Below are 24,219 nucleotides of genomic sequence, written 5' to 3'. Positions count from 1 at the left end.
ACCGGTCGGCGGAGGGAGCCACCGCACCATGGACGACCAGCGCAGGCGCGAACTCGCCGCCTTCCTCCGCAGCCGCCGCGAACGCGTCACCCCGGCCGACGTCGGGCTGCCCGTCCTCGGGCGGCGGCGCACCCCCGGCCTGCGCCGGGAGGAGGTGGCCCAGCTCTCCGGCGTGGGGGTCACCTGGTACACGTGGCTGGAGCAGGGACGGCCGATCAACGCGTCCGCCCAGGTGCTCAACGCGGTGGCCCGCGCGCTGCGGCTCGACCCCGACGAGCACGCCCACCTGCTGAACCTGGCCGGGGACGACGCCACCCTCGACGACACCAGCCCGCACACGGTCACCGAGGACCACCTGGCGGTGCTCGAACAGCTCCTCCCGCTGCCCGCGTGCGTCCAGACCACGCGGTTCGACGTGCTGGCCCACAACCGCACCTACCGCCACCTGATCAGCGACATCGAGGAGTGGCCGGCCCGCGACCGCAACTGCGCGGTGCTGAACTTCCTCGACCCGTCGTGGGCGAAGGTGTACGAGGACCACGACCAGGTGTCGGCGAGCATCGTCGCCCGGCTGCGCTCCTCGATGGCCGGCCACCTCGACGACCCGGGGTGGACCGGTCTCGTGGACCGGCTGTGCCGCGAGTCCGCGCTCTTCGAGGAGCTGTGGAACCGCCGCGACGTCCAGCGCACGGACACCCGGATCAGGGGCTTCCGCAACCCGCGGGTCGGACTCCTGCGGGTGCGGTTCACCCGCCTGTGGCTGGACCGGTCCCGGACCGTACAGCTCGCCACCACCACCCCCGTGGACGAGCTCACCCGTCGGCGGCTGGAGGAACTGGCGGCGGCCGTCGCCTCGGACCCGCCCGTGACCTCCCGGCGGCCCGCCGGACAGGCGGCGTGAGACCACCGTTCCCGTACCGGTCCGCGTTCGGGGTCAGCGGCCGAGCAGTTCGGCCTCCACCTCCGGGTCCAGGCCGGGCGCGGGCCGGTCGGGGCGCTGCGGCGCCCCGCCGTCCAGGCCGCGCAGCCACGCCCAGGTGTCGGCGACGGTGTCGGCCACCGGGCGGCAGCGCAGACCCGTGGCGAGGGCGCGCGACACGTCGCCCTGGTGCATGGCGTCGTACAGCTCACCGGGCGGCAGCCAGATCGGCAGGTCGGACCACGGTTCGACGCCCGCGTCGAGGATGGTCCGGGGGTCGGTCCAGCGCGGCTCCGCGTCGGCGCCCGTGACCGCCGCGCACGCCTCCAGCAGCTCCCCCATGGTGGCGTGCCCGGGACGGCTGACCAGGTTGTACGCGCCGCCCAGGCCGGACACGGCGGCGTCGAGGGCCCACGCGGCCAGGTCGCGGACGTCGATGTACTGGAGCGGCAGGTCACGCGGGCCCGGGGCCAGGAACGGGCCGCCCCGGGCGATCCGGCCGAGCCACCAGGGCAGGCGACCGATGTTCTCGTACGGACCGATGATGAGTCCGGCGCGCGCGAACAGCGCGCGCTCCCCGAAGACCTCCTCCGCCGCGAGTTCACCGCCCCGCTTGGCCCGCGCGTAGTCGGCCGCGTCGTCGTCCTCCGGGGAGGCGTCCACGACCGGCCCGTCCTCGTCCAGCCCGGCGGGGGCCGGGTAGGCGTACACGGAGCGGCTGGAGACGTAGACGTGGTGCCCGACCCGGCCGTCGAGCAGCCGCGCCGCCGCCGCCACGGCCGAGGGCGCGCCCGACCACGTGTCGACGACGGCGTCCCACTCCCCCGCCTCCAGCGCCGCGAGCCCGCCCGGCTCGGTGCGGTCACCGTGCCGGACGGCGGTGCCCTCGGGGGCGGCGTGGCGGCCGCGGTGGAAGACGGTGACGTCCCAGCCCCTGGCGAGGGCGTCCTCGGCGACGGCCCTGCCCGCGAACTCGGTACCACCGAGAATCAGAAGTCTCATGGGAGGCAGTCTGGCGGCCCGCCGCCGTGCCGCGCCAGGGTTGCCTGCTGTGGGCAGAACCCCGGTCGGCGGGGTACCCGGGGACAGCGTTTGCCCGCGTTTACACCAACCGGGAGGAAACCCGTTCTACCGTGGCCACAACACCGCCGGGAGGAGAGGCGATGAGTGGGACCGCCACGGACGTGGAGTCGCTGTGGGAGTCCGTCGACCGGCACACCGCGGCGATCGGGTCGAAACTGGTGGGCTGGCGCCACCACCTGCACGCGCACCCCGAACTACCCAACCGGGAGCGGGACACCGCCGCCCTCGTCACCCGCCACCTGTGCTCACTGAACCTGGACGAGGTGCGCACCGGTGTGGGCGGGTACGGCGTCGTCGGCGTCCTCCGGGGAGGCCGTCCCGGAGACCGGGTCGCCGCGCTGCGCGCCGACATCGACGCCCTCCCCGTCCGGGAGTCCAGCGGCGTCGACTTCGCCTCCACCGTCGTCGACGAGGACTACCCCGGCGGACCGTTCCCCGTCGCGCACGCCTGCGGACACGACTGCCACACGGCGATGCTCATGGGTGCCGCCGAGGTCCTGTCCGACCTGCGCGCGGAGCTTCCGGGCACGGTCCTCTTCGTCTTCCAGCCCGCAGAGGAGGGACCCCCGGTGGGCGAGGAGGGCGGGGCGCGCGCCATGGTCGCCTCGCAGGCGCTGCTCGACCCCGCCCCCACCATGGTGTTCGGCCTGCACGTGGTCCCGCTGCCCACGGGCGTGGTCGGCTACCACGTCGGCAACCTGCTGGCCGCGTCCTGCCTGGTGAAGATCACCGTCCACGGCCAGCAGGTGCACGGGTCGATGCCGTGGCTGGGCGTGGACCCGATGCCCCCGGCGGCCGAGATCGTGTCCGCCTGCGGCCAGATCTACCGGCAGGTCCCGGCGACGTCCCCGATCACCGTGTCCGTCGGGCACGTGGAGGACGTGGGCCGGTTCAACATCATCGGCGACTCGGTGGTCCTGTGGGGCACCATCCGGTGCCTCGACGCGGCCGACATGGACACCGTGCGGGACCGGCTGCGCCGCGCCGCCCAGCACATCGCGCTGGCCCACGGATGCACGGCCGAGGTCGAGTACCTCCAGGACGTGCCCCCGGTGAGGAACACGCCCGCGTGGACGTCGGCGACCCTGCCCACGCTGCGCAGGGTGGTCGGGGAGGAGAGGGTCAAGCGCACCGAGTCGACCCTCGGCTACGACGACGTGTCGGAACTGGTCGGCGCCTTCGGCGGGCTCTTCGTCCTGCTCGGCTGCCAGGACACCGAGTACGTCGGGGGCGCACTGCACGCGATCCCCGGGCAGCGGGGGGCGGCGACCAACCACAACCCCGCCTTCTACGCCGACGACTCGGTCCTGGCCACGGGGACGCGGCTGCACGCCAACGTCGCGATCGACCACGTGACCGGGCGGATCGACCCGGCCCTGGTGGGCCAGCCCGGCCCGCCCGCCTTCTAGACGGCGTTCTCCCCGGTCCCGCTCTTCGCCCAGGACCGTGTTCGGGCGCCCCGGAGGCGGGGACGCCTCCTCCTCGGCGTCGCCTGCCGCCCGTTCCCCTCCCTACGGCTCGCCCCGCCGTGCACCAGACCGCCGGTGCCCGACCGCCGGGCGGGTCGCACGCGTTCCCGACGTGGCCACAACTGGTCAAACCCGCCCCTCACGGCCGTGCTGGGCGGGGGGTTCGGTAGAGTCCGGGGCGGTCCGACGTCGACGGTCACCCGGCAGGGTGACCGCGGACACCCCCGGAGGGCGACCGGCGCGGACCCCGATATCGACGATCACGGCGGGAGTGGGTGACCAGTGGGGCTCTTCCTCAGCACCGCCTTCGGCTTCCCCACCGTGCTGTTCACTCCGCTGCTGATCGTGGCGGCCCTCTACTGGATCCTCGTCGTGGTCGGCGCCGCCGACACCGAACTCCTCGACGGGGTGGACGCCGACGGTGAGGCCGTCGGCCTGAGCGCGCTCATGACCCGGGCCGGACTGCTGGGCGGATCCGGACGGTCGTCCGACGGCGAACGGCGCGGGGCGCGTGCCCCGGTCACGGTCTCGCTCACCCTCATGGTGTGCGTCGCCTGGTTCGTGAGCATGATGGGCGCCATCATGACCAGCCTCCTGGAAACCACCTCCCCCGCGCTCCTGATCGCCCTGGGCGCCGTGGTCCTGCTGATCGCGCTGATCGCCGCCTGGGCGGTCACCAGCGCAATGGCGATGGCCGTCGCGCGGCTGCTGCCCGGGCCGCGGGGCGGCTCCAAGCACGACCTGGTCGGCCGTACGTGCGTGATCCGCATCGGTGAGGCCTCCGGGGAGTTCGGCCGCGCCGAGATCACCACCGACGCCGGGGCCGAGATCTCCATCCACGTCCGCACCACCGGCGGGGAGGTCCTGCCGCTCGGCAGCACGGCCCTGATCTTCGACCACGACCGGGAGGGCGACGTCTTCCTGGTCACCGGCTTCGACCCGGCCCTCGACCCCGGCCGGGACTGACCCCGCCCGCGGGACCGCGCGACGGCGGCTCCGTTCGCCCTCCGCCCACCGGTACCGGGCCCGCCGGACACGCCGCCCTGGCGTGCGTGTCGGGGAACAACGCCGACCCGCGCGGACCGGTCGTCGGCGCGGAGGTCCGCTCCCGAGCACGAGGCCGGGGTCCGACGCGTGCGTGAGGTGCGCAATACCCGGGGGATAGTCCCCGGACTCCCCCCTCCGTTTGACTCTCCGTGTCCCATCCCCGGCACGGATAGCGCACCATGAACCGAACCACCGCCCGCGGCCGGACCGCGCTCGCGGTCTCCGCTCTGTCCCTCGTCCCCGTTCTCGCGGTGACCGGCCCGGCCGAGGCCGCCGCCTCGAACCGGACCGTCACCGTCAGCACCAGTGGCCGGGGGGAACTCACCCTGACCCTTCCCGTGTCCACGACGGAGGCACCGGCCGCGCCACCAGCAGCCCGGGCCCTCGGCCCCGCCGCCGGAACCGACCTCGTCCTGCGGACCGTGATCGCGGAGGACGACGCCCCCGAAACATCCGTCTCCACCGTCGAGCTACCCGAGCGGGGGCGGATGGACACCACCGACAACGGCGGTGCGCTGGTCGTCGACGCCCACGGCACCGTCGCCGGTGTCTTCTCACCGCCCGAGGCCCTGGACGCCGACGGGGACCGGGTCCGTGTCTCCTACCGGGTGGACGGCGCCGACCTCGCCCTGGTGGTCGAGTCCGAGGAAGCCGACCGCCCGATCACCGCCACGGTCGTCGCCGCGGCCACACTCGTGGCCGGTGTGGCCGTCGAGGAGTACCAGGAGGGCACCCGTTACCTGGTCACACCGACCGAGGCGGGGCGCACCGCGGTCGGTGACACCGCCCACCGTTCGGGATTCGCCGAGGCGGTGGCCCTGGGGGTCGCCAACCGGAACAACCTCTTCGACCAGTACAGATGCCACCCGATGTCCCAGGTCGCCCGGGGCAAGGAGAGCTGGAACCTGGAGGAGTGGCGTCCCGACGTCGGGATCCTCCGCACCCTCCTCGCGGCCTGCAACCCCTGAAGACGCCCCTCCGAACAGCAGGAGCCCCTGTGATCGAAGTACGAGAACTGACCAAACGCTACGGAAGCCGGACCGCGGTCGACCGGTTGTCGTTCAGCGTCACCCCGGGCAGGGTGACCGGCTTCCTCGGTCCCAACGGCGCGGGGAAGTCCACCACCATGCGCGCCCTCCTCGGGCTCGACCGCCCCACCTCGGGTGAGGCCCTCATCGACGGCCTGCCCTACGCGCACCACACACGGCCGCTGACCAAGGTCGGAGCGCTGTTGGAGGCCAGGGCGGTCCACCCCGGGCGCACCGCCCGCGGCCATCTGCTCGGTCTGGCGCGCTCCAACCGAATCCCGGTGAGCCGTGTGGACGAGGTCCTGGAGGCCGTCGGCCTCGAAGCCGTCGCCGACAAGCGCACCAGAGGGCTCTCCCTGGGCATGGGCCAGAGACTGGGGATCGCCGCCGCCCTGCTCGGCGACCCGGAGATCCTGCTCCTCGACGAGCCCGTCAACGGCCTCGACCCCGAGGGCATCCACTGGATCCGCGGCTTCATGAGACACCTGGCCGCCGAGGGCCGCACCGTGTTCGTCTCCTCCCACCTCATGGCCGAGATGGCGCTGACCGCCGACCACCTCATCGTCATCGGGCGGGGACGGCTGATCGCCAACATGCCCGCCGACGAGTTCGTCGCCGCCAACTCCCGCTCCTACGTCCTGATCCGCACACCGGAGCCGGAGCGGATGCGCGACCTGCTCACAGAACGGGGGATTCGGATCCAGGACGGCGAGGACGGCGCTCTCGAAGCGGACGACACCACCCCTGAGACGGTCGGCGGACTCGCCGCCGAGCACCGTATGGCCGTCTACGAGATCAGCCCGCGCACCGCCTCCCTCGAAGAGGCGTTCATGCAGTCCACCGTGGACACGACCGAGTACCAGGCGCAGGAGGCACGATGACGGCGATGATTCCCGCGGCGGTCTCGTTCGAACTGACCAAGATCCGCACGCTCAGGTCCACGGTCTGGTTCGCCCTCCTCTTCCTGTGCTTCAGCCTGGCCGTCAGCCTCCCCTCGGGGTACTACGTCACCGCGGCCTACGACACCCCCTCCCAGGCGGCCGCGGCCGGGGCCGACCCCGTGGCGACCGCGTTCAGCGGACTCCACCTCGGGCTGATCGTGCTCGTCGTGTTCTCGGTCCTGACCGTGACGAGCGAGTACTCCACCGGAAGCATCCGCAGTTCGCTGGCGGCCGTCCCCCGGCGCGGCGTCTTCTTCGGCACCAAGGTCCTCAGCGTCGGCGCACTGGTCCTCGGGCTGTCGCTGGTGTCGGTCTTCGCCGTGTTCTTCGCGACCCAGGCCGTCATGGGCGACTACGGCGCGGGGCTGGGCGATGCGGACGCCCTGCGCTCGCTGCTGGCGGGGGCGCTGTACGTGACCCTGCTGTGCGTGTTCTCCACGGGTGTGGCCGCGGTGCTGCGCAGCGCCGCACTGTCCATCGGGATCCTCGTCCCCCTGTTCTTCACCGTCTCCACCATCCTCAGCAACATCCCGAGGGTGGGCGATGTGGCGCGCTACCTGCCCGACCAGGCGGGTGCGCAGATGATGGTCCGGGGCGAGGTCCCCGGAGACGAGCTCACCCCGGGCGTCGGCCTCCTGGTCCTGCTCGCCTGGACGGTGGCCGCGGTCGCCGCCGGCCAGTGGACGGTCTCCCGCCGCGACCTGTGAACCGGTGGCGGTCACCGCACACGGAACGGACCGGGCCCGTCGGGCCCGGTCCGTTCGGCCCGGTTCTATCCCGCCAGTCTCCGGGACCGCCGCACCGAGGCGTTGACGGCGGTGATCGAACCCACCACGGCGAGGGCCACGAGCGCCCCGACGTTGTCGTGGACCAGGAAGGCGATCACCCCGCCGACCCCGCAGACGACCGCGCACGTCCAGAGCAGGGGTTCCAGGATCCGTGACTGTCGCATCGTTGCTCCCTTTCCTTCTCCCTTGGGTATGTCCCGTGAACGGCCTCGCTCACGTCCCGACATCGACCTGGGACCTCACCAGCGCCTGGTAGGGGCCCGGTGCGCGCACCAGCTCCTCGTGCCGTCCCGTCTGCACCACCCTTCCCTCCTGGAGGACCACGATGAGGTCGGCGTTCATGACGGTGGAGAGCCGGTGGGCGATGATGATCCGGGTGCACTCCAGTCCGTCCAGCGTTTGGGCGATCATGGCCTCGGTCACCGTGTCCAGGGAGCTGGTCGCCTCGTCCAGGACCAGGACCCGGGGGCGCCTGGCGAGGGCGCGCGCGATGGCGATGCGCTGGCGCTGCCCCCCGGACAGGCTCCCGCCCATCTCCCTGACCTGGGTGTGGTAGCCCAACGGCATCACCTCGACGTCCCCGGCGATCTGTGCCTCGCCCGCCGCCCGCCGCACCGTCTCCATGTCGGCGTCGGGCAGCCCGAAACGGATGTTGTCGGCGATCGACCTGTTGCTGAGCGAGATCTCCTGCGGGACGTAGGCCACGTGCCGGTAGAACCAGTCGGCGTCGAGTTCCGTCAGCGGGACTCCGTCGTACCTGATCTCACCTGCCCCCAGGGGGTAGAGGCCCATCAGGAGCTTGCTGAGCGTGCTCTTACCGGAGCCCGTGCTCCCCACGATCGCCACCCGCGAGCCCGCCGGGGCGTCGAACGACACGCCCTCCAGGACGGGCACCTTGGATCCGGGGTAGGCGAACCCCACGCCGTCCAGGGAGATGCTCCCGGTGATCGCGGGTCGGCGGTCGCCGGGCATCTCGCTCCCGGAGGGGTGGTTCAGGATGTCCCCGACCCGGTCCACCTGGGCGTTGGCCGTGATGAGCTGGGTGAAGGCCCCGGAGAGCGAGGTCACCATACCGAGGCTGGTGGCGGTCAGGGTCTGCACGGCCACCGCGGAACCCAGGTCGAGCCGTCCCTCGTGGACGAGCCACAGCCCCGTCACCAGGACGACCAGCGGGCCGAAGACCTGGAACACGGAGTATCCGCTGGAGGCCGCCCCCTGGAGGATGATCCGCCGCCAGGTCTGCTGCATGGCCCCGGCGTAGACCCGGCGCCAGTTGTCGAAGAAGGCCGCGGTCATCCCCGAGACCTTCAGCGTCTCGATCGAGGACAGGGCCTCCATCTGGACGCTGGTGGACTCGGCGCTGGCGCTGATCTCCCGGCCGGTCACCGACCGGATCGGGCCGTAGCTGGCCACGGCCACCGCGACCATGCAGGTGAAGACCGCCAGGGCGACCAGGCCGAGGAGGGGGGAGCGGTAGAAGATGTAGCCGAAGACGACGAAGAGGCTGCCCACGTCCAGCATCACCGCCGTGGCCTGGTTGGAGAGCATGTCGCGAATGGAGGCGATGCTCGCCAGCCGGTACACGAGTTCGCCCTGGGAACGGCCGGCGAAGTACGTGTAGGGCAGTTCCAGGAGTTTGCCGAAGGCCTTGCCCATCATCTCCTCGCCGAGACGGCGGACGACCGAGGCCAGGAACAGGCTCCGGAGGAAGGAGATGAGGTAGTAGAGCGCCATGGGCAGGACGAACATCGCCAGCAGCGGCCCCACCGGTGAAGCCGTGAAGTACGCGTCGTGGCCGTTGATCGCGACCTGGACCGCGATCGGCACGCACAGCATGAACGCGTAGAGCGCCAGGGACACCGCGAGGATCCGGGCGAGAGCGCCCTTCACACCCGCCAGCGACCGCAGGAACTCCCACCACACGCTCGGGTCCCGGCTCAGGACGGGACGGTAGGCCTCGGTGGGGGTCGCCTCGATGACGATGCCGCTGTAGTGCTCCTGGAACTCCTGGATCGGGTACTTGCGGCGCCCGGAGGCCGGGTCGACCACGGTGACCGTGGTCTCGGTCGCCTCCTCCAGGACCACCAGGTGGTTGTCGTCCCAGTGGGCCACGAGCGGGAACCGGAGCTGGTCGAGCTTCCTGGTCCCGGCGCGGAAGGACCGGACCTGCATGCCGTAGTCACGGAGGATCGTGACGACGTCCTTGAGGGAGAGGCCGTCGCGCCCCGTCTCGTGGTCGCGCCGCAGCTTGGAGACCGACCCGCGTGAGCCGTGGGCCGACAGGACCATGGCGATGCAGCAGAGGCCGCACTCGGTCTGGGTGAACTGCTGAACTTCCCGCACACGCCGTGTACGCATCAAAGCCCTCCGAAGCACAGTGGAAGATCGGTACCGGGGTCCTGGAGCACCGCACGCGCGCGGTACCAGCCGGAGAGTCCGAACAGGAACGAGGGAAGGTCCCGCATGCTCCCGACACCGCACGTCCACGAGCCGCCGCCGTGGCGGTCCAGGAACCGGGCGTCGAGGTCCTTGGCCTCGGTGCGCAGTTCGGGCCAGTCGAGCCGGTCGGCGAGCCAGCACAGTACGGCGATCCGTCCGGCGACCCCGTGGCAGAGGCTGATGTCGCTCCCGAAGCCCCCCTCGACCATCCGGGCCACCTCCGGGGCCACCGCCTCCCGGATCCGTGCGACCGGGTGCCCGAGGGCCCGCAGGAGCTTGGCGAGGGCGAAGGCCACCCCGGTGTACCCCTTGCACCACGTGGCCCGCGCGGAGGGGTCCCGGAGGGCGTCGTCGGTCCAGCGGTGCCGGAGGTAGGCGTCGGCGAAGCGCTCCAGGTGCACGCGCACGCACTCGGTGTCAGCGCCGCTGCGGCCGACGACGGCGCTCATCGCGGCGACGCGGCCGAACCGCCCGTGTGCCAGACCCAGGTCACCGTGGTTCTCCTCCGGTGACCCGTCCACCTGCACGAGGCGGGCGAGCAGCCTCTCGAGTCCGGCCCCGGTCACCCGGGGGCCGCCAGGGTCGGGGTACTCGGCCAGGTAGACGAGGTATCCGGAGAGGCCGTTGAGGTAGTCGAAGTCCTCCGCGGTCAGACGGTCGACACCGTCGTCCGTGAGCGGCCCGGCGCCCACCCGCGGGAGCGGGCCGGGCGGCGCCACCCCGAGCCGGGCCAGCTCCAGCCCGGTGACACGTCGTGCGAGGGCGCCGGTGAAGGGGGACATCGCCGAGGGCGTTCCCGGATCCTCCGGCGTACGTACCGCCTCCGTGTAGACGTCGCCCACGGCGGCTCCCGGCAGAGGCCCGCCCTGCTCCGGCTCCGCCCCGGCGAGGTGCAGCATCAGGCCACCGCCCTCGTGGAGGTACCCGTCAACGGTGTCGAGGACCAGTCGCGAACCCTGCGACGAGGGCGTGAGCCAGGTCGGTCGGGAGGCGGGGCCGACGACGAGTTCGCGCAGCCGGGCGTGCCACACCCCGGGGTCCTCCAGCATCCCCGCGTCGGTGTCACCGGGCGGCGCGCAGGCCCCGGATCCGCCCCGCTCGCTCCAGGCGTCGTCCGTCGCGCAGGCGAGGGCGTATCGGATGTAGGCGGCGTCCCGTTCCGGGGGCCGGGAGAAGAAGGCGTCGATCTGGTCGAGCGCGGACTGCCGGGGAGTGCTCGCGACCGCGTGGGCGATCTCCTCGACACCGTTGCCCAGAAGGTCGGGTGCGTCGCATCCGACCTCGTAGAAGGGCACGTCCATGTCCAGCAGTGCCCGGGTCTCCTCGGCGCACACCGCCTCCGCCGCCTCCGCCCGGACACCGCGCAGCCGCCTCGGGAGCTTGTCGAAGAGCGCCCTGCGATCGTTGCCGTCACGCAGGTAGGCGGGGTGGGTGGAGGCCTCCAGGAAACGGGCGTACACGTAGGTCGGGCGCACGATCTGGCGGACGGACCACCCGCTGGACCTTCCCACGCACTCGTCGATCTGCGCCCTCCGGGCGCGGAGCCGCTCGTAGCCCTCCCGGAAACCGGCGGCGATCTCCTCCGACCACGGCCGGGGGTCGATCGGGGTCCCGTCGGCCGTCGCCATGTTCGGCCCCGTCCCGATACTGGCGGCGAGGGTGTCGAACCTGATGTCGTCGGTCCCCTCGTCCACCACGAGGTAGGACTGCAGCCGCCCCGACCTCCACGGCCGGACGTTGCCGATGGCCGAGAGGTCGATGTCCAACTGCGTCCCCCGGTAGGGGGTGGGGAAGAGGAAGGTGCCCAGAACCGAGGCCTCCAGATCCGCGTGCAGGGCGTGCCGCGGCCCCGGGGACGCCTGGTTGGGCAGCGACACCAGTGTCTCGGTGTCGATCACGACCGGCCCCTCAGCGGTGGCGATCACGTTCTCGTGGTGCAGGTCGTTGGCTCCGAGCATGCCCAGCAGGGCCGCCGACCTGCCGAAGCGGCGGAAGTACCCCGCCGTCCCGTACTCCCCGCCGATGTCGCTGTGGACCACGGGTTCCTGCCACATGCGCTCGGGTCTGGTCACCGTCCGGGGGTAGAGGGGGCCGAAGAAGGAGCCGTCGCGGTCGACGATCCGGCGCAGCTCCTCGACGAGGGCGTGGCAGCTCCAGCGCTGCGGCTTGTAGACGAGGGATCCGCCCTCCTCCCAGGTCACGAAGCACACGGTCCGCCCGCCGCGGTGCGAGTCGCCCAGTCCGGGTGCGACCGACGTGATCGGACCGCCCACCCCGAAGGCGTCGGTGAGCGCTCCCCGGTCCTCCCAGGCCCCGTCCAGGGCCTCCTCGACGTTCGCCACCCGCCCCAGGGACGTCCGTACCAGGAGCCGGCGCAGTTCCGGAAAGGCCTCGAACAGCTCTCCGCGGCCCGTGTCGGAGCTGACGTGGGCGTGGAAGTCGTCGTAGCCCGGCGCCCCGTCGCCGGCGGCGCTCCTGCGCGCGCGGAAGACGGAGATGAGGCTCCGCACACCGATGGAATGGCACAGGGCCATGACGGACCGCAGGGTGGAGTCGGCCACCCTCGGCAGGTCGACGAACCCCGCGTCGGCCCAGTCCCGGGTCGCCTCCCAGCTCCGCATCCTCCTGGAGCACTCCGACAGGACGGGACGGTAGAACCCGCCGAAGACATCGGCTCTCTCCTCGACCAGCCCGTCCACCATCCATCGAAGGGAGTCATCGTCTAGCCGCGGCATGCAGCCTCCTTCCTGGCTCGTCCGACAGCGGGGAGGGTGCCCCGGCAGCGCGGCCGGGGCACCCAGGGGTCACCGCCCTAGCAACGCGAGGTGCACACCGTGGTGGGGCACCCGTCACCGAACGCGGCGCTCAGCGCGCTGACGACACCGCTGATCGCGCTGATGATCGCGGGGGTGCCGTCGGGCGTCGCGTCGGCGGCGCCGGCGCCGGGCAGCTCGGTGATCTGCAGCAGCTCGTCCTCCGGGACGAACCCGCTGCTCCTGTCCATGGAGATGTTGTCCATGTCGCTCTCCTTCTCTCGTGAATCGACGGGGCTCCTGAGGGTTCAGGGCCCCCGAACCGCTCCCTGGGCGCACGGATCCTCTGGTGGCCGGTCCGTGCGCCCGGGCCGGTCGACCTAGGCGAAACGCACCACCGACGGGTAGGACCCGGGGTCCAGATAGCGGAGGATGGACCAGAGCATCCCGGACTGACCGACCATGAGGCCGTTGCTGTGGGCGTACCTCGTGTCGGTCTTCGCCGAGTAGCGCTCGACGACATCCGTGAACAGCCGGGGGTAGAGGTCGTCGACGCCCTCGCCGAACAGGCCGGGGCGCACCCGCTCGGCGAGCATGACGGCCTCCAGGCTCCCCAGGTCCCCGTGGCAGTAGGTGGGGTTGTTGCCGAACCCGTGGGTCATCGTCAGCTCGGCGAGGCGGGCCAGTGCGGCGTCCGGGAACAGTCCGGGAGCGTGGCGCGTCACCTCGAGGGCCCCCAGGAGGATGCCCGGCGCTCCGTGGCACCAGGCGTAGGTGCACGCGTCGTCGTCCCATCCACGGGGCCATTCCCGGGTGTCGTCGGTCTGGACGTCACGGACCGCTTCGGCCATACGCGTACCGAGCTCGCGGGCGGCCCGGTCTCCGGTGAGGGAGGAGTACTCCAGCAGTGCCGGAGCGATCCCGATCGCCCCGTGCGCGTAACCGGTGTACTCGGTGACCCTCCCGTCAGCCGCGCCGCGCTCCGCCGCGTCCCTGACCTGGAAGTCGGCGAACACCCTGGCCGCCTCCATCGCGAGCGCGCGGTCCTCGTCCCCGGTGGCGTTCCGGTACAGGGACAGGCAGATCGCGAGCGTGCCCGCGGCACCGGTGACGAAGTCGCCCGAGGCCGGGGTCCCGGTATCCGACATCAGGACGCGGGCCAGAGCCCCGGTGCCCAGTCCGCCTCCGCCGAGGACGCGCCGGGCCGTGGCCAGGGCGTAGACGGCACCGTCCGGGCCGGACATGCCGGAGACGGCGATGCCCGCGGACCCCTCCAGGACTCGGCTGAGCGACTCCTCCAACGGCTCGACGACCCTCAGGGCCGCCTTCCGGTAGCGCTCCTCACCCGTCTCGCGCGCCAGCCCGGCCAGGGCCAGGGCGATCCCGGGGATACCGCTGTAGAGGTCGTCCCCCGAGACGCCGGGACTCCACTCGCTCCCTCCCTGCACCACCACCTGGGGCGCGATCCAGACCGCTGAGCGCCTTCCGTCGGGGCCGTCGATCATGCTGTCGACGAGGGTGTCGCCCACGCGGACGGCCTCGTCCAGGAGGCGGCCCCTGCCGACCCGGACCGGCGCCCTGCCGAGCGGCCGCCGGGGGACGAAACCGGTGAGGTCGTCCCTCAGGGGGAGCTTGCCGACGAACGAGAAGTCGACCATGGTCACCTGGCGGTCGATGGTCTCGGGCCCCAGGTCCGAGATCTGTTCCCTGACCGCGTCCATTCCGGACACCTCGAAGGCGTCGTCGAGGACGACCCGGCCCTCTGCCGACAGGAGGGCCCGAGAACGCGGCGAGTAGCGGAAGTAGGGCACGTCCCCTCCCTCCAGTTGCCGCGTCTCCTCGTCGGCGATCTGGAGCATGCCGCGGCTGTTCAGGAAGACCCGGCCGAACACCGCGGCCCTGACCAGCGGATCCGCCATCGCGTCCGGGTGCTTGGCCATGCGCAGGAGCTGGCTGTAGAACATCGTGGAGTTGTTGAGGAAGCGGAACGGGGCGTCGCCCAGGAACTCCTCGACGGCCCCGGCGACCTCGTTCTTGTGTGCGGCCGCGTACTCCAGGACACGCCGCATCTCGTGTTTGATCGTGTCCCGCTGCTCACGTACCGGGACCTCGGTCGCCCGGGACACCGAGAGGTTGGCCGTGGAGTTGGCGGCTCGCCCCCGAGCGAGCTCGACGAACATGTCGTCGCGCCCCGGGTTGCGGATCTGCAGGCTCTTGTAGGGGATCTCCTGGCCCGGGTCGTAGCCGATCACCCCCACGTCCATGCCCTCGTGCCCGGGCTTGTTCACGAGGACGGGGAGCACACCGATACCCAGGACCGACTCCCGGAGAATCGTGTTCGCGCGCCCGCGCGCGGACCGGTCCTCCTCGGGGTTCCTGAGGCGCAACCGGGGTGTCAACAGGGTCTCGGTGTCGACGACCACCGGCCCGTCGGCGCCCGTGACCACGTTCTCGAAGTGGATGTCGATGGCCTTGATCAGGTGGAGGATGGCCAGGAGCTGGCCGATCTGGGCGAAGTAGTCCTTCTCCCGCGAGCCGGGGACGTCCGTCCTCACGAACTCCACGAACCCCTCGTCCCGGCAGGGGATCACCTTGACCGTGGACAGGCTGGTCCCCAACCGGTCGTTGAACCAACCGACGAGGGCGTTGAATCCGACGTCGGAGTCCAGCGGTCGGGGTTTGTACAGGACACGGCCCCCGTCCGCGAAGACGACCTGGGCGACGGACCTGCCGCCGTTGTGCATGTCCCCCTGGCCCGCCAGCACGGTGGCGATCGCGCACCCCGGGGTCACACCGGGCAGGGTGTCCAGGCGCTCACGGTGGCGCTCGACCCGCGCCAGGGTGTGCGTGAGCCCGTTCGCCGCCGCCCTCACCCGGTCACGCGCCGTCCGGAACATGTGGGGGTACCGGGACAGGAGGTCCCGGTGGCCCTCGGCGCTGTTGGTCCACGCACGGAAACTCCGGTAGCGCTCCTCGGGGCTCGCGCCCCGGAGAAGACCCTGCGACTTCCTCAGGAACAGCTCACCGAGGAGCGTGCGGACCAGAAGGACGCCGACCGCCTGGCACTGTGCGTCCAGGAAGTCCTTCAGGACGGTGTTGTCCTCACTCAGGCCGGAGACCTCCGACACCCTGCGCTCCAGGTCGCGGGTCCAGCAGTGGACGAAGTGCCGGTAGTAGTCTCCGAGCCGGCCCTCGGGGTCGAGGCCGGGATCGTAGGAGGGCGGCGCGGGAACCTCCGCTTCGGAGAGCGCCTCGGGATCGGCGACCACCTCCCGGAGCCTGCTTCGCACATGGTCCCGCACGTCTCCGGAAGGGAGCTCCGGAATATACGTTTCAAGGACCCGGGAAACCGAATCCGAATCTGCCTTGGCCATCCTATGGTTCCTAGATTTGTCGCGAATGACTGGACACCACACCGCTCAGCGAAATCCACGTCCGGCCGGTCCCCGAACGGAACCTGCACGAAGGGCCTTCCGCGCAAGGGCGGCGGGGCGGACGGACCACCCGCACCGCCCGCGCGGATCAGCTTCGCGGGGTCAGCAGGAGGCCTGGCACTCGACGGTCAGGGTGCAGAGGCGACCGTCGTTTCCACCCAGGTAGCTGAGCCCGCACCAGAGGGGGCCCTGAACGATGCTCGACACCCAGCTGTCGGGGTTGGCGTCGGTGCCGGCGGAGGTCCCGTCCAGGTTCTGGTCCTGGATCTCCTCAAAAATGGAAGCATTCATGTCGGACATGGAGACACCAATCTTTCTGGTCATTGAGAAGGGAATTGAACTCCCCACGCGAAGAATCCTGGCACCCTTCATCCGTAGAATCCATTGGACTTTTGGGCAGGACAGAAGAAAAGGGAGGGCGCCTATGGGATTTCACGTTGTGCGCTCGCGTCATGACCGACCGAACGCGCGGAGGATTGCGTCCGCGTCCTCCGCGGCCGCCTCCGGGCCGAGTGTGAAGTGGGTTCCGGCCGTGTTGACGACGACCTCGTCGACACCGGCGCGCTCGTACGCCAGGAGGCCGGACGCGATCCGTTCCGGGCTGCCGAACAGGAAGACCCCGTCCTCGACCAGCCGTCGCGCCCCCGCCACCGGATCATCGGTGTGGACGTCGGAGCCGGCCCTTCGGAGCATGTCGGCGTAGTGCGGAAGGGTGAGGTGGCCCGCCGCGGCCGCGTAGGCGAGCCGGACGGGATCCCTCCCCGGACGGTCGACCGCGGCGTGGACGACCGCGACCACCCGGGGGCGCCCGCGTTCTCGTCCGGCCCCCTCGACCAGCGCCGGGACCAGGGTGCGGGTCAGGTACCCCGGGGGCGCCATCCACGTGATCGCGACATCGGCGACGGCGCCCGCGACCCTGGCCATGCCAGGGCGGAGCACCCCCACCCCGAGTTCGACCGCGGGATGGTCCACGTCCGGGAGCGCACCGTCCCGCCCCGCCAGGAACGCCCGGACCTCGCGGACGTAGTCGCCGACCACCGTGGCCGGGCGCTGGTACGGGGCCCCCAGGAGATAGGAGACGAACTGCGGCGCGGACGCTCCGAATCCGGCCACCACCGGACGCCCGGTCAACAGGGCCAGGGAACGGGCCTCCACCGCGGCCTCGAAGGGGTGGCGCAGGGGGGTCAGCGTCACCGAGGTACCGACCGGGATCCGGTACCCCGCGCCGGCGAGAAACGCCATGTGCTGATGCGTCTCCGCGTAGAGCGACGTCCCCATCCACAGTCGGTCGGCCCGCCCGGAAGCCACCAGATCCACGCAGGGAAGAGTGTCGTTCCCGCTCTGCGGCTGAGCCGGATATATGACGGACGTCAGCACCGGGCGCGCCCCCCGACCCGACTCAAAGACGAAGCCGTCTTCTCTTTTCCAGACAAAGAGAAACCCTCCCCAAGGTCCAATGGAAACTGATGCACGAACGTGCCATGGTGGCGCTCGGAAGGCATGGAACACTCCGCCGGAAACAAGGGGTTCGGATGTCGGGGACACGTGACGTGAACGCCGGAACCATCGGGGAGATCGACGGACGGGCGCCGTGCGGGAACGCCGGGTGGTCGGGCCGGGCCCCGTTCACCCGGCCCGCCGCCGTTCGGTCTCCTCGGCGTCGGCGCCCCGCCCGCCGACCGTCGGCCCGGCGGGGGGCACCGTGCGCTCCTGGCGCCCGGGGTCCAGGAGCGCGACCCCTGCGCAGTCGGCCTCACCGCTGCGGTGGTAGCGGTTCCAGTGGTCCGTGATCACGATGAGTGCGGCCTCCAGGCGCGACCGGGCCGGCAGCTTCTCCAGGACCTGGGTCAGATGCGCCTTGACCGTCCTCTCCTTGACGTCCATCCTCCTGGCGATCTGTCGATTGGACAGACCCGCTCCCAGCAGGGTGAGGACCTCGCGCTCACGGTGGGTCAGGGCCTCGAAGGCCCGCCTGTCGTGCACGGGGATCGGGAAGCTGCGGCAGCCGGCGAACCCGCTGGGCCGGACCTCCACCGTGGTTGGGGGCGACGGAGTCTGATCGGGCATCAGCCACTCCTCATGCACTGATCGAGCCGGGGGAAGGTTCCGCGGTCAGGAATCGAATGCGAGAAGCCAAGCAGGGGTGGCGATTCGATCACTATCGCCCGAACATCACCGCGTGTTCGTCGGTGTCTCACACGCACGGGGACCGGCTCCCGGGAGGCCCCCTCCGCGGAGGCGGGAGGGCCGGCCGCCGCGCCCCGTGGCGGCGACCGCCGCCACGGGGACCCGCGCCCCACCAGGACGCCCGCTTCCCCGGCACCGTGTCGGCGCGCCGCGGGCCGGGGAGGCGTCGGGCTGCCCGCTCCGGGCGGGAACGAGGGGATAGCCGTGGGATAGGACCCCTCACGAGCCACGCCCCTAGAGTGTGCACCGCCCCCCACAGGCACAAACCTTCCACTGTCCGTTCAGGAGGATTCCGTGCGCATTCGCAGCATGGCCGTGAGCCTCGCCATCGCCGCAGCACTCTCACCGCTGGTCGCGTCCCCCGCTCTGGCCGAGCACGGGGAGGCGCCCGTCGGAAAATTCATCAGTGTCACGGTGCCGAGCCCGTGCGGGGAGGGCTTCCTGGAGGACGACTGCAGCGGGAACTGGCTGCGGTGACACCGCTCCCCCGACACGCTAGGGCCGGGCGAGCACGACCACGTCCGCCCGGACGGCCGGGAGTCCGTCGAGGACGGCCCTGACCTGCGCCGTCCCTTCGTGGTCGCCCAGACGTTCCCACAACTCCAGGGAACGCTCCAGCAGCTTCCTGGCCGGGCCCGCCTCGCCCTGCGCGAGGTGGGCCCGGCCCTGCCCGAACCTGATCAGCGCCTCCCCGACGGGATCACCGGGATGGGCGATCAGTTCCAGGGCGTCGTGGAAGCGGTTCCCCGCACGGCGGTACTCCCCGCAGAGCAGGTCGGCCCTCGCCATCTGGTACATCACCTGGGAGCGGGCCCGAGGGTCACGGGATGTCTCCGCGCGGTCCAGCGCGCGCCGCAGGAACGCCTGTCCGTCTCCGTAGCGCTCCTGGTCGGTGCAGATCCGTCCCATCAGCACGAGGGGGCGCCACATGGCGTCGGGTTCCCCGACCTCCTCGAAGTCGGACAGCGCCGTCTCACACAGGGACCACGCCCGGGCCGTCTCCTGGCGCACGAACGCGGACTCGGCCATCCACGCGTGGCACAGCCCGATCCCGAAACGGTCTCCGGCCTCGGAGAACCCTGCGAGCGCCCGGGCCAGCGCCGCGTCCGCGGCGTCGTTCTCCGCCCGGTTGAGCCTCAGCGAACAGGTCGCGAAGTCCATCGCGGCGCAGCCCAGGACGTTGCCCGCCGCGCGCACCGCGCCCGCGCCCAACCGCAGCGCCTCCTCGAAGTCGTCGAAGAATCCGCGCCGTTCGGCGTACACGCAGAACTGCGAGGCCAGTTCCCAGCACTCCTCGTCCAGACCGTGGTCGGCCGCCTGTCTGATGGCGGTCAGCAGGTTGGGCCGTTCGAGTTCGATCCACCGGTGCGGGTCGGCGAGCAGCCGGTCGACGTACGCCTGGGGCGGGGACCAGCGCGCACCGTGCCCCCGGACCCGGAGCAGGTTGGTACCGAACACGCGCCTGTTCGCCTCCTCCAGCAGGAAGAGCCAGCCACCGATCAACCGGCGCACCTGCTCCCGCCTGGACCGGGGATCATGGTCCCCCTTCTCCTTGGCGTACTCCTGGACCAGGTGGTGGAAACGGCAGACGGGCTCTCCCGCGCAGTCGGTGCCGACGATGTCGATCATGTGCGTGTCCACGAGTGGTTCCACCAGGTCCGCGGGGAGCGCCCGGTGGTCGTCCACCAGGGAGCCCGCCGCCCAGACCGGAATGGTGGGCGTCTCCACCAGGCCGAGCAGTCCGAACACCCGCGCCGTGACCTCGTCGAGCCCGTCGTAGGTGAGCGAGAGGCTGGCCCGTACGGTCATCTCACCGTGCGCCAGTTCGTCGAGCCGGCGCCGTTCGTCGGACAGTCGGGTCACGATCGTCGACAGCCTCCAGTGCGGTTTGGCCTCCAGCCTGGCCGCCACGATGCGCAGTGCCAGCGGCAGGCGCCCCACCGTCTCCACGAGGGTGCGCGCCATCTCGGGTTCGCTCCCCACCCGGTGGGAACCGACCACCCGGTGCAACAGCGCGAGCGCGTGCTCCTCGTCCAGCGGCCCGAGGTCGAAGCGCCGGGCGCCCGGAAGTCCCGTCAGGCGGGCACGTGAGGTGACCAGGACCCGGCAACCGTCGCCGCCGGGGATGAGCGGTAGGACCTGCGTCTCCGAGGCGGCGTCGTCGAGGACGACGAGAACCCGCCGCGACGCCAGGAGCCCGCGGTACATCACCTCGCGTTCGTCCAGGTCGTCGGGGATGGCCTGCCCCGGAACACCGAGCGCTCGAAGGAACCGGCCCAGTACCTGTGCCGGGGGCAGCGGCTTCTGGCTCGTGCCTCTCAGGTCGCAGTAGAGCTGACCGTCGGGAAAGTGCTCCTCCGCCAGCCGGTGGGCGACGTGCACGGCGGCGGAACTCTTACCGATCCCCGGCGGTCCGAGCAGTACCGCGATGTCGGCCGCGTCGGCGGTGGAGACCAGGACATCGGAGACGGCGGCGTCGACGTCCTCACGCCCGACGAAGTCCGAGGTGGCGCTGGGTAGTTGGAACATGAGGTTCTGGGCGGACGGCGGAGGGCTCTGCGAGGAGGGAAGCGGCCTGGGGCCGCCCGGGGGAGCCAGTTCCGGGGCCTGGTTGAGAATGGCCGCTTCCAGTTCCCGCAGTTCGGCTCCGGGTTCCAGGCCCAACTCCCCCACGAGAAGGTCCCGCATGGACCGGTACACCCGGAGCGCCTCGGCCTTCCTGCCCGAACGGTAGAGCGCGAGCATCAACTGGGCGGCCAGCCTCTCCCGGAGGGGGTACTTCTCCAGAAGGGCCTGGATCTCCGCGACCAGACGGGTGTGCCGTCCGAGTTCGAGTTCGATCCTCAGCCGCTGTTCGAGGGCGTCGGCCCGGTGAGCGTCGATGAGCACGGCCCGCGTCCTCATGGCATCCGCCTCGATCCCGCTGAGCGCCGGACCGCGCCACAGGGCGTCCGCCTCGCGGAGGAGGGCGACGGCCTCCTCCGGACGACCCTCCTTCTCCATGGCACCCGCCTCGTGCACACGGGCGTGGAACAGGTGGAGGTCGGTCGTCTCCGGCTCGCCCCGGAGCAGGTATCCGGGTGGGCGGGTGTCGATGACGGCCCGGACCGGGAGCAGGAGGCGGCGCAGCCGGGAGATGCAGATCTGCACCTGGGTACGCGCCGTCTCGGGAGGGTCGTGCGCCCAGATCAGGTCCAACAGGTCGTCCGTGGAGACCACGCGGTTGAGGTTCAGCAGCAACGCCGCCAATACGACCTGCTGGCGTCCGGGCGGTACACGGACGGGTCCCTCGAGGCCGTCCACTTCGAGTGGCCCCAGCAACCGGAAACGAACTTTCTCGGCGTCGCACTCGGCTCCAGCGGAAATACTCATTGTGACATGCCAATTCCTTGCCGCCAACTGCCACCAGGCGCTTTATACCACAGGCGGAGCGCGCAAGCGTCCGCCATCCAATCAGAGCAGGCCATATAACTCCTGGTGATCAAACGATGTGTTTTCGGCCGTGCGTATGCCGTAGTCACTCACGGCCCGACTTACCGGGGCTACGCCTGAAGCGCGGTCGTCTGGACACGGATTCCGCCTCACGGGGAGATCTGGACACGACCGGGTCGCGTAAACAGCGGGACCTGCCCCGACCAAGGGAGCAGGGTATTCCAACAGCACTCCCCTTTCTCCTTTTTCAGCCCTGTTTCTAATGCGGGTGGCGCGGGTTCTGCGCGGGTCACGAGAACGTTTCCTGGCCTGACGGACCCTCCGGTGCTTCACTTCGGGAACGTCGGCCCGACCGGGAACCGTCAGCGGTACGTCGGGCGGCAGAGCAGTCAGCTCCGCGGCGCGTCCACCGGCGGGACGGCCCCGAGGCCGGCGCCCCGCCCCTGGGGCGGACGTCGCCGTCCGCCTCCGGCCACCCCCTCCGACCAGCCGTCGGCTCCGCACGTGGGACCTTTCGACGTCCGGGGACGGAACCGTTCCACCGTCCCCCACGTCCCATCACCACGAGCGCCCCGGACACGGCCCCCGCCGCGCGCACCTCCCCCGGTGCTCGTCGACCCCATCGCACGGCGTGTAGAAGGAGACCCCCACGTGTTGTTGAGCGCAGCCACCACGGGACAGGAGGCGACCAGCGCGGCCTTCCTGACCGTCGGTGTCGCCCTGGCCATCGGAGTCGTCGTCCTCCTGGCCCTGGTCCTCATGGTCACGCGACTGTTCCGCAAGGTCGAGCAGGGCAAGGCCCTGATCATCTCCAAGATCCGCGACGTCCACGTCACCTTCACGGGCGCGATCGTCCTCCCGGTCCTGCACAAGGCCGAGATCATGGACATCTCGCTCAAGACGCTGACCCTGGACCGGCGCGGGCGTGAGGGCCTGACCTGCAAGGACAATATTCGCGCCGACATCAGGGTCTACTTCTACGTCCGTGTGAACGAGACCGCCGAGGACGTGCGCAAGGTCGCCAAGTCCATCGGCACCGCGCGCGCCAGCGACCAGGACACCCTCCAGGAGCTGTTCAACTCCAAGTTCTCCGAGGCGCTCAAGACCGTCGGCAAGCAGTTCGACTTCGAGGAGCTGTTCACCCAGCGCGAGCAGTTCCGCCACGCGATCGTCTCGCTCATCGGCACCGACCTCAACGGCTACAGCCTGGAGGACGTGGCCATCGACGAGCTGGAGCAGACCCCGCTGCACCAGCACGACGCCAACAACATCCTCGACGCGCAGGGCATCAGCAAGATCACCGAGCGCACGTCGAAGGAGCACAAGCGCACCAACGAGTTCGAGAACGACCGCAAGCAGGAGATCGACCGGCAGAACACCGAGACCGCCGAGACCCTCGCCGAGCTGGAGAAGCGCCGCGAGGAGGCCGCCGCCAAGGCCAAGCGCGAGATCGAGATCATCCGCGCCCGCGAGGAGGCCGAGACCGCGCGGGTCCAGGCCGAGGAGCGACTCAAGGCCGAGACCGCCAACATCCGCACCAGCGAGGCGCTGGGCGTGCAGCACCAGAACCAGCAGCGGGAGATCGCGGTCGCCGAGAAGAACCGCGAGCGGGTCATCGCGATCGAGACCGAGCGGATCGAGAAGGACCGCATGCTGGAGGTCATCGGGCGCGAGCGCGAGACCGAGCTGGGCCGCATCAACAACGCCAAGGAGATCGAGGCGGAGAAGCGCGAGGTCGCCGACGTCGTCCGCGAGCGGGTCGCCGTCGACCGCACCGTGGCCGAGCAGGAGGAGGCCATCAAGAAGCTGCGCGCGGTCGAGGAGGCCGAGCGCACGCGCCAGGCGATCGTCATCCAGGCCGAGGCCGAGGCCCAGGAGAACCTGGTCAAGGACATCAAGGCCGCCGAGGCCGCCGAGGCCGCCGCCAAGCACCGCGCCGCCGAGGAGCTGACCCTGGCGGAGGCCCGCCAGCAGGCCGCCGAGCTCGACACCCGTGCCAAGATCCGCCTCGCCGAGGGCCTCCAGGCCGAGGCCGCCGCGTCCGGTCTGGCCGATGTCCAGGTCCGCGAGCAGGACGCCGAGGCGATCGAGAAGGTCGGGCGCGCCGAGGCCGTCGTGGCCCGGGAGAAGGCCGAGGCCGAGGCCGAGGCGATCGAGAGGAAGCTGCGCGCCGAGGCCGCCGGCCTCAACGACAAGGCCGGGGCCATGGCCGCCCTGGACCAGGTCAGCCGCGAGCACGAGGAGTACCGCCTGCGCCTGGAGGCCGAGAAGGAGGTCCGCCTGGCCGGGATCGACGTGCACCGCCAGGTCGCCGAGGCCCAGGCCACCGTCATGGCCGCCGGGCTGGAGAGCGCCGACATCAACATCGTCGGCGGCGACGGCGCCTTCTTCGACCGGATGGTCAACTCCATCGGCCTGGGCAAGGCCGTGGACGGCTTCGTCGGCAACTCCGAGACCGTCCAGGCCCTGGGCGGCGGCCTCCTCAACGGCGAGTCCGACCTCGGCGCCGAGCTGGGCCGGTTCCTGTCGTCGGTCGACACCGAGGACGTCAGGAACCTCACCGTCTCGGCCCTGCTGCTCAAGCTCATCGGCGCGGGCGGCCCGCAGGCCGACAAGCTCGACCAGCTGCTCGGCAAGGCCCGTGAACTCGGCGTGGACACGCTCCCCGTGACCGCGCTCACCCCCGTGAAGCAGTGAGG

18 protein-coding genes are annotated in these 24,219 nt (G+C 71.2%); 8 read left to right on the top strand and 10 right to left on the bottom strand.

Features of this window, described 5'->3' with window-relative positions; all coding sequences use genetic code 11:
- Positions 1 to 28: 28 nt before the first annotated feature.
- On the top strand, positions 29 to 901 hold the full coding sequence (locus ACTVAJ_RS26120) for a helix-turn-helix transcriptional regulator (protein WP_470390920.1): 873 nt from the start codon (positions 29 to 31) through the stop codon (positions 899 to 901).
- A gap of 33 nt (positions 902 to 934) precedes the next feature.
- Here ACTVAJ_RS26120 and ACTVAJ_RS26115 read toward each other — a convergent pair whose 3' ends face one another.
- A complete protein-coding gene (locus tag ACTVAJ_RS26115) occupies positions 935 to 1,921 on the bottom strand; it encodes an NAD-dependent epimerase/dehydratase family protein (protein ID WP_470390919.1) in 987 nt (328 codons plus the stop codon).
- A gap of 161 nt (positions 1,922 to 2,082) precedes the next feature.
- Here ACTVAJ_RS26115 and ACTVAJ_RS26110 point away from each other — a divergent pair, with 161 nt between their 5' ends.
- The 5 genes from ACTVAJ_RS26110 (at position 2,083) to ACTVAJ_RS26090 (ending at position 7,194) form a co-directional block, all read left to right on the top strand.
- Positions 2,083 to 3,411, top strand: a complete 1,329-nt coding sequence (locus tag ACTVAJ_RS26110) for a M20 metallopeptidase family protein (protein WP_470390918.1) — start codon at positions 2,083 to 2,085, stop codon at positions 3,409 to 3,411.
- A 342-nt stretch (positions 3,412 to 3,753) separates the two neighbouring features.
- Complete coding sequence (locus tag ACTVAJ_RS26105; protein ID WP_470390917.1) at positions 3,754 to 4,437, top strand: DUF1449 domain-containing protein; 684 nt, start codon at positions 3,754 to 3,756, stop codon at positions 4,435 to 4,437.
- Positions 4,438 to 4,697: 260 nt separating this feature from the next.
- Positions 4,698 to 5,486, top strand: a complete 789-nt coding sequence (locus ACTVAJ_RS26100) for a DUF2599 domain-containing protein (RefSeq protein ID WP_470390916.1) — start codon at positions 4,698 to 4,700, stop codon at positions 5,484 to 5,486.
- 29 nt (positions 5,487 to 5,515) lie between these two features.
- Positions 5,516 to 6,427 (top strand): ABC transporter ATP-binding protein, encoded by a 912-nt coding sequence (locus ACTVAJ_RS26095; protein WP_470390915.1) that lies wholly within the window; start codon positions 5,516 to 5,518, stop codon positions 6,425 to 6,427.
- Entirely contained in the window at positions 6,424 to 7,194 is a 771-nt protein-coding gene (locus ACTVAJ_RS26090; RefSeq protein WP_470390914.1) for an ABC-2 transporter permease, read from the top strand. Before ACTVAJ_RS26095 ends, ACTVAJ_RS26090 begins: the two co-directional genes overlap by 4 nt.
- Positions 7,195 to 7,259: 65 nt before the next feature.
- On the opposite strand, the gene ACTVAJ_RS26085 is transcribed toward ACTVAJ_RS26090, so the two are convergent.
- The 8 genes from ACTVAJ_RS26085 to ACTVAJ_RS26050 all read right to left on the bottom strand — a co-directional run bounded on the left by ACTVAJ_RS26085 (position 7,260) and on the right by ACTVAJ_RS26050 (position 17,968).
- A complete protein-coding gene (locus ACTVAJ_RS26085) occupies positions 7,260 to 7,439 on the bottom strand; it encodes a hypothetical protein (RefSeq protein WP_470390913.1) in 180 nt (59 codons plus the stop codon).
- Between the two features lie 49 nt (positions 7,440 to 7,488).
- On the bottom strand, positions 7,489 to 9,633 hold the full coding sequence (locus tag ACTVAJ_RS26080) for a peptidase domain-containing ABC transporter (protein WP_470390912.1): 2,145 nt from the start codon (positions 9,631 to 9,633) through the stop codon (positions 7,489 to 7,491).
- On the bottom strand, positions 9,633 to 12,449 hold the full coding sequence (gene lanM, locus ACTVAJ_RS26075) for a type 2 lanthipeptide synthetase LanM (RefSeq protein ID WP_470390911.1): 2,817 nt from the start codon (positions 12,447 to 12,449) through the stop codon (positions 9,633 to 9,635). Before lanM ends, ACTVAJ_RS26080 begins: the two co-directional genes overlap by 1 nt.
- A gap of 77 nt (positions 12,450 to 12,526) precedes the next feature.
- Entirely contained in the window at positions 12,527 to 12,733 is a 207-nt protein-coding gene (locus ACTVAJ_RS26070; RefSeq protein WP_470390910.1) for a class II lanthipeptide, LchA2/BrtA2 family, read from the bottom strand.
- Positions 12,734 to 12,847: 114 nt separating this feature from the next.
- Entirely contained in the window at positions 12,848 to 15,736 is a 2,889-nt protein-coding gene (locus ACTVAJ_RS26065) for a type 2 lanthipeptide synthetase LanM family protein (RefSeq protein WP_470390909.1), read from the bottom strand.
- A gap of 267 nt (positions 15,737 to 16,003) precedes the next feature.
- Positions 16,004 to 16,225: a plantaricin C family lantibiotic gene (locus ACTVAJ_RS26060; RefSeq protein ID WP_470390908.1), complete on the bottom strand. Its 222-nt coding sequence runs from the start codon at positions 16,223 to 16,225 to the stop codon at positions 16,004 to 16,006.
- 126 nt (positions 16,226 to 16,351) lie between these two features.
- On the bottom strand, positions 16,352 to 17,218 hold the full coding sequence (locus ACTVAJ_RS26055) for an LLM class flavin-dependent oxidoreductase (RefSeq protein ID WP_470390907.1): 867 nt from the start codon (positions 17,216 to 17,218) through the stop codon (positions 16,352 to 16,354).
- Between the two features lie 309 nt (positions 17,219 to 17,527).
- Positions 17,528 to 17,968, bottom strand: a complete 441-nt coding sequence (locus ACTVAJ_RS26050; protein ID WP_470390906.1) for a helix-turn-helix domain-containing protein — start codon at positions 17,966 to 17,968, stop codon at positions 17,528 to 17,530.
- Positions 17,969 to 18,382: 414 nt separating this feature from the next.
- Between ACTVAJ_RS26050 and ACTVAJ_RS26045 the strand changes: the two genes are divergently transcribed.
- The gene (locus ACTVAJ_RS26045; protein WP_470390905.1) at positions 18,383 to 18,565 is read left to right on the top strand and encodes a hypothetical protein; all 183 of its coding nucleotides are present in this window, start codon (positions 18,383 to 18,385) and stop codon (positions 18,563 to 18,565) included.
- A gap of 18 nt (positions 18,566 to 18,583) precedes the next feature.
- On the opposite strand, the gene ACTVAJ_RS26040 is transcribed toward ACTVAJ_RS26045, so the two are convergent.
- Positions 18,584 to 21,460, bottom strand: coding sequence for an AfsR/SARP family transcriptional regulator (locus ACTVAJ_RS26040; RefSeq protein ID WP_470390904.1), 2,877 nt, complete (start codon positions 21,458 to 21,460; stop codon positions 18,584 to 18,586).
- Positions 21,461 to 22,171: 711 nt separating this feature from the next.
- Here ACTVAJ_RS26040 and ACTVAJ_RS26035 point away from each other — a divergent pair.
- Entirely contained in the window at positions 22,172 to 24,217 is a 2,046-nt protein-coding gene (locus tag ACTVAJ_RS26035) for an SPFH domain-containing protein (RefSeq protein WP_470390903.1), read from the top strand.
- Positions 24,218 to 24,219 lie beyond the last annotated feature (2 nt).

The organism is Nocardiopsis sp. KDC1DS13DA1, assembly GCF_055632325.1.
The sequence above is the reverse complement of the archived record's forward strand: the minus strand, read 5'-3'. Positions and strand labels throughout refer to the sequence as shown.

What these genes read in the sequence shown, in the direction of transcription:
- ACTVAJ_RS26120 (WP_470390920.1), top strand. Translation starts at nt 29, where the DNA reads ATGGACGACCAGCGCAGGCGCGAACTCGCCGCCTTCCTCCGCAGCCGC.
- ACTVAJ_RS26115 (WP_470390919.1), bottom strand. Translation starts at nt 1,921, where the DNA reads ATGAGACTTCTGATTCTCGGTGGTACCGAGTTCGCGGGCAGGGCCGTC.
- ACTVAJ_RS26110 (WP_470390918.1), top strand. Translation starts at nt 2,083, where the DNA reads ATGAGTGGGACCGCCACGGACGTGGAGTCGCTGTGGGAGTCCGTCGAC.
- ACTVAJ_RS26100 (WP_470390916.1), top strand. Translation starts at nt 4,698, where the DNA reads ATGAACCGAACCACCGCCCGCGGCCGGACCGCGCTCGCGGTCTCCGCT.
- ACTVAJ_RS26090 (WP_470390914.1), top strand. Translation starts at nt 6,424, where the DNA reads ATGACGGCGATGATTCCCGCGGCGGTCTCGTTCGAACTGACCAAGATC.
- ACTVAJ_RS26085 (WP_470390913.1), bottom strand. Translation starts at nt 7,439, where the DNA reads ATGCGACAGTCACGGATCCTGGAACCCCTGCTCTGGACGTGCGCGGTC.
- ACTVAJ_RS26080 (WP_470390912.1), bottom strand. Translation starts at nt 9,633, where the DNA reads ATGCGTACACGGCGTGTGCGGGAAGTTCAGCAGTTCACCCAGACCGAG.
- lanM (WP_470390911.1), bottom strand. Translation starts at nt 12,449, where the DNA reads ATGCCGCGGCTAGACGATGACTCCCTTCGATGGATGGTGGACGGGCTG.
- ACTVAJ_RS26070 (WP_470390910.1), bottom strand. Translation starts at nt 12,733, where the DNA reads ATGGACAACATCTCCATGGACAGGAGCAGCGGGTTCGTCCCGGAGGAC.
- ACTVAJ_RS26060 (WP_470390908.1), bottom strand. Translation starts at nt 16,225, where the DNA reads ATGACCAGAAAGATTGGTGTCTCCATGTCCGACATGAATGCTTCCATT.
- ACTVAJ_RS26050 (WP_470390906.1), bottom strand. Translation starts at nt 17,968, where the DNA reads ATGCCCGATCAGACTCCGTCGCCCCCAACCACGGTGGAGGTCCGGCCC.
- ACTVAJ_RS26040 (WP_470390904.1), bottom strand. Translation starts at nt 21,460, where the DNA reads ATGAGTATTTCCGCTGGAGCCGAGTGCGACGCCGAGAAAGTTCGTTTC.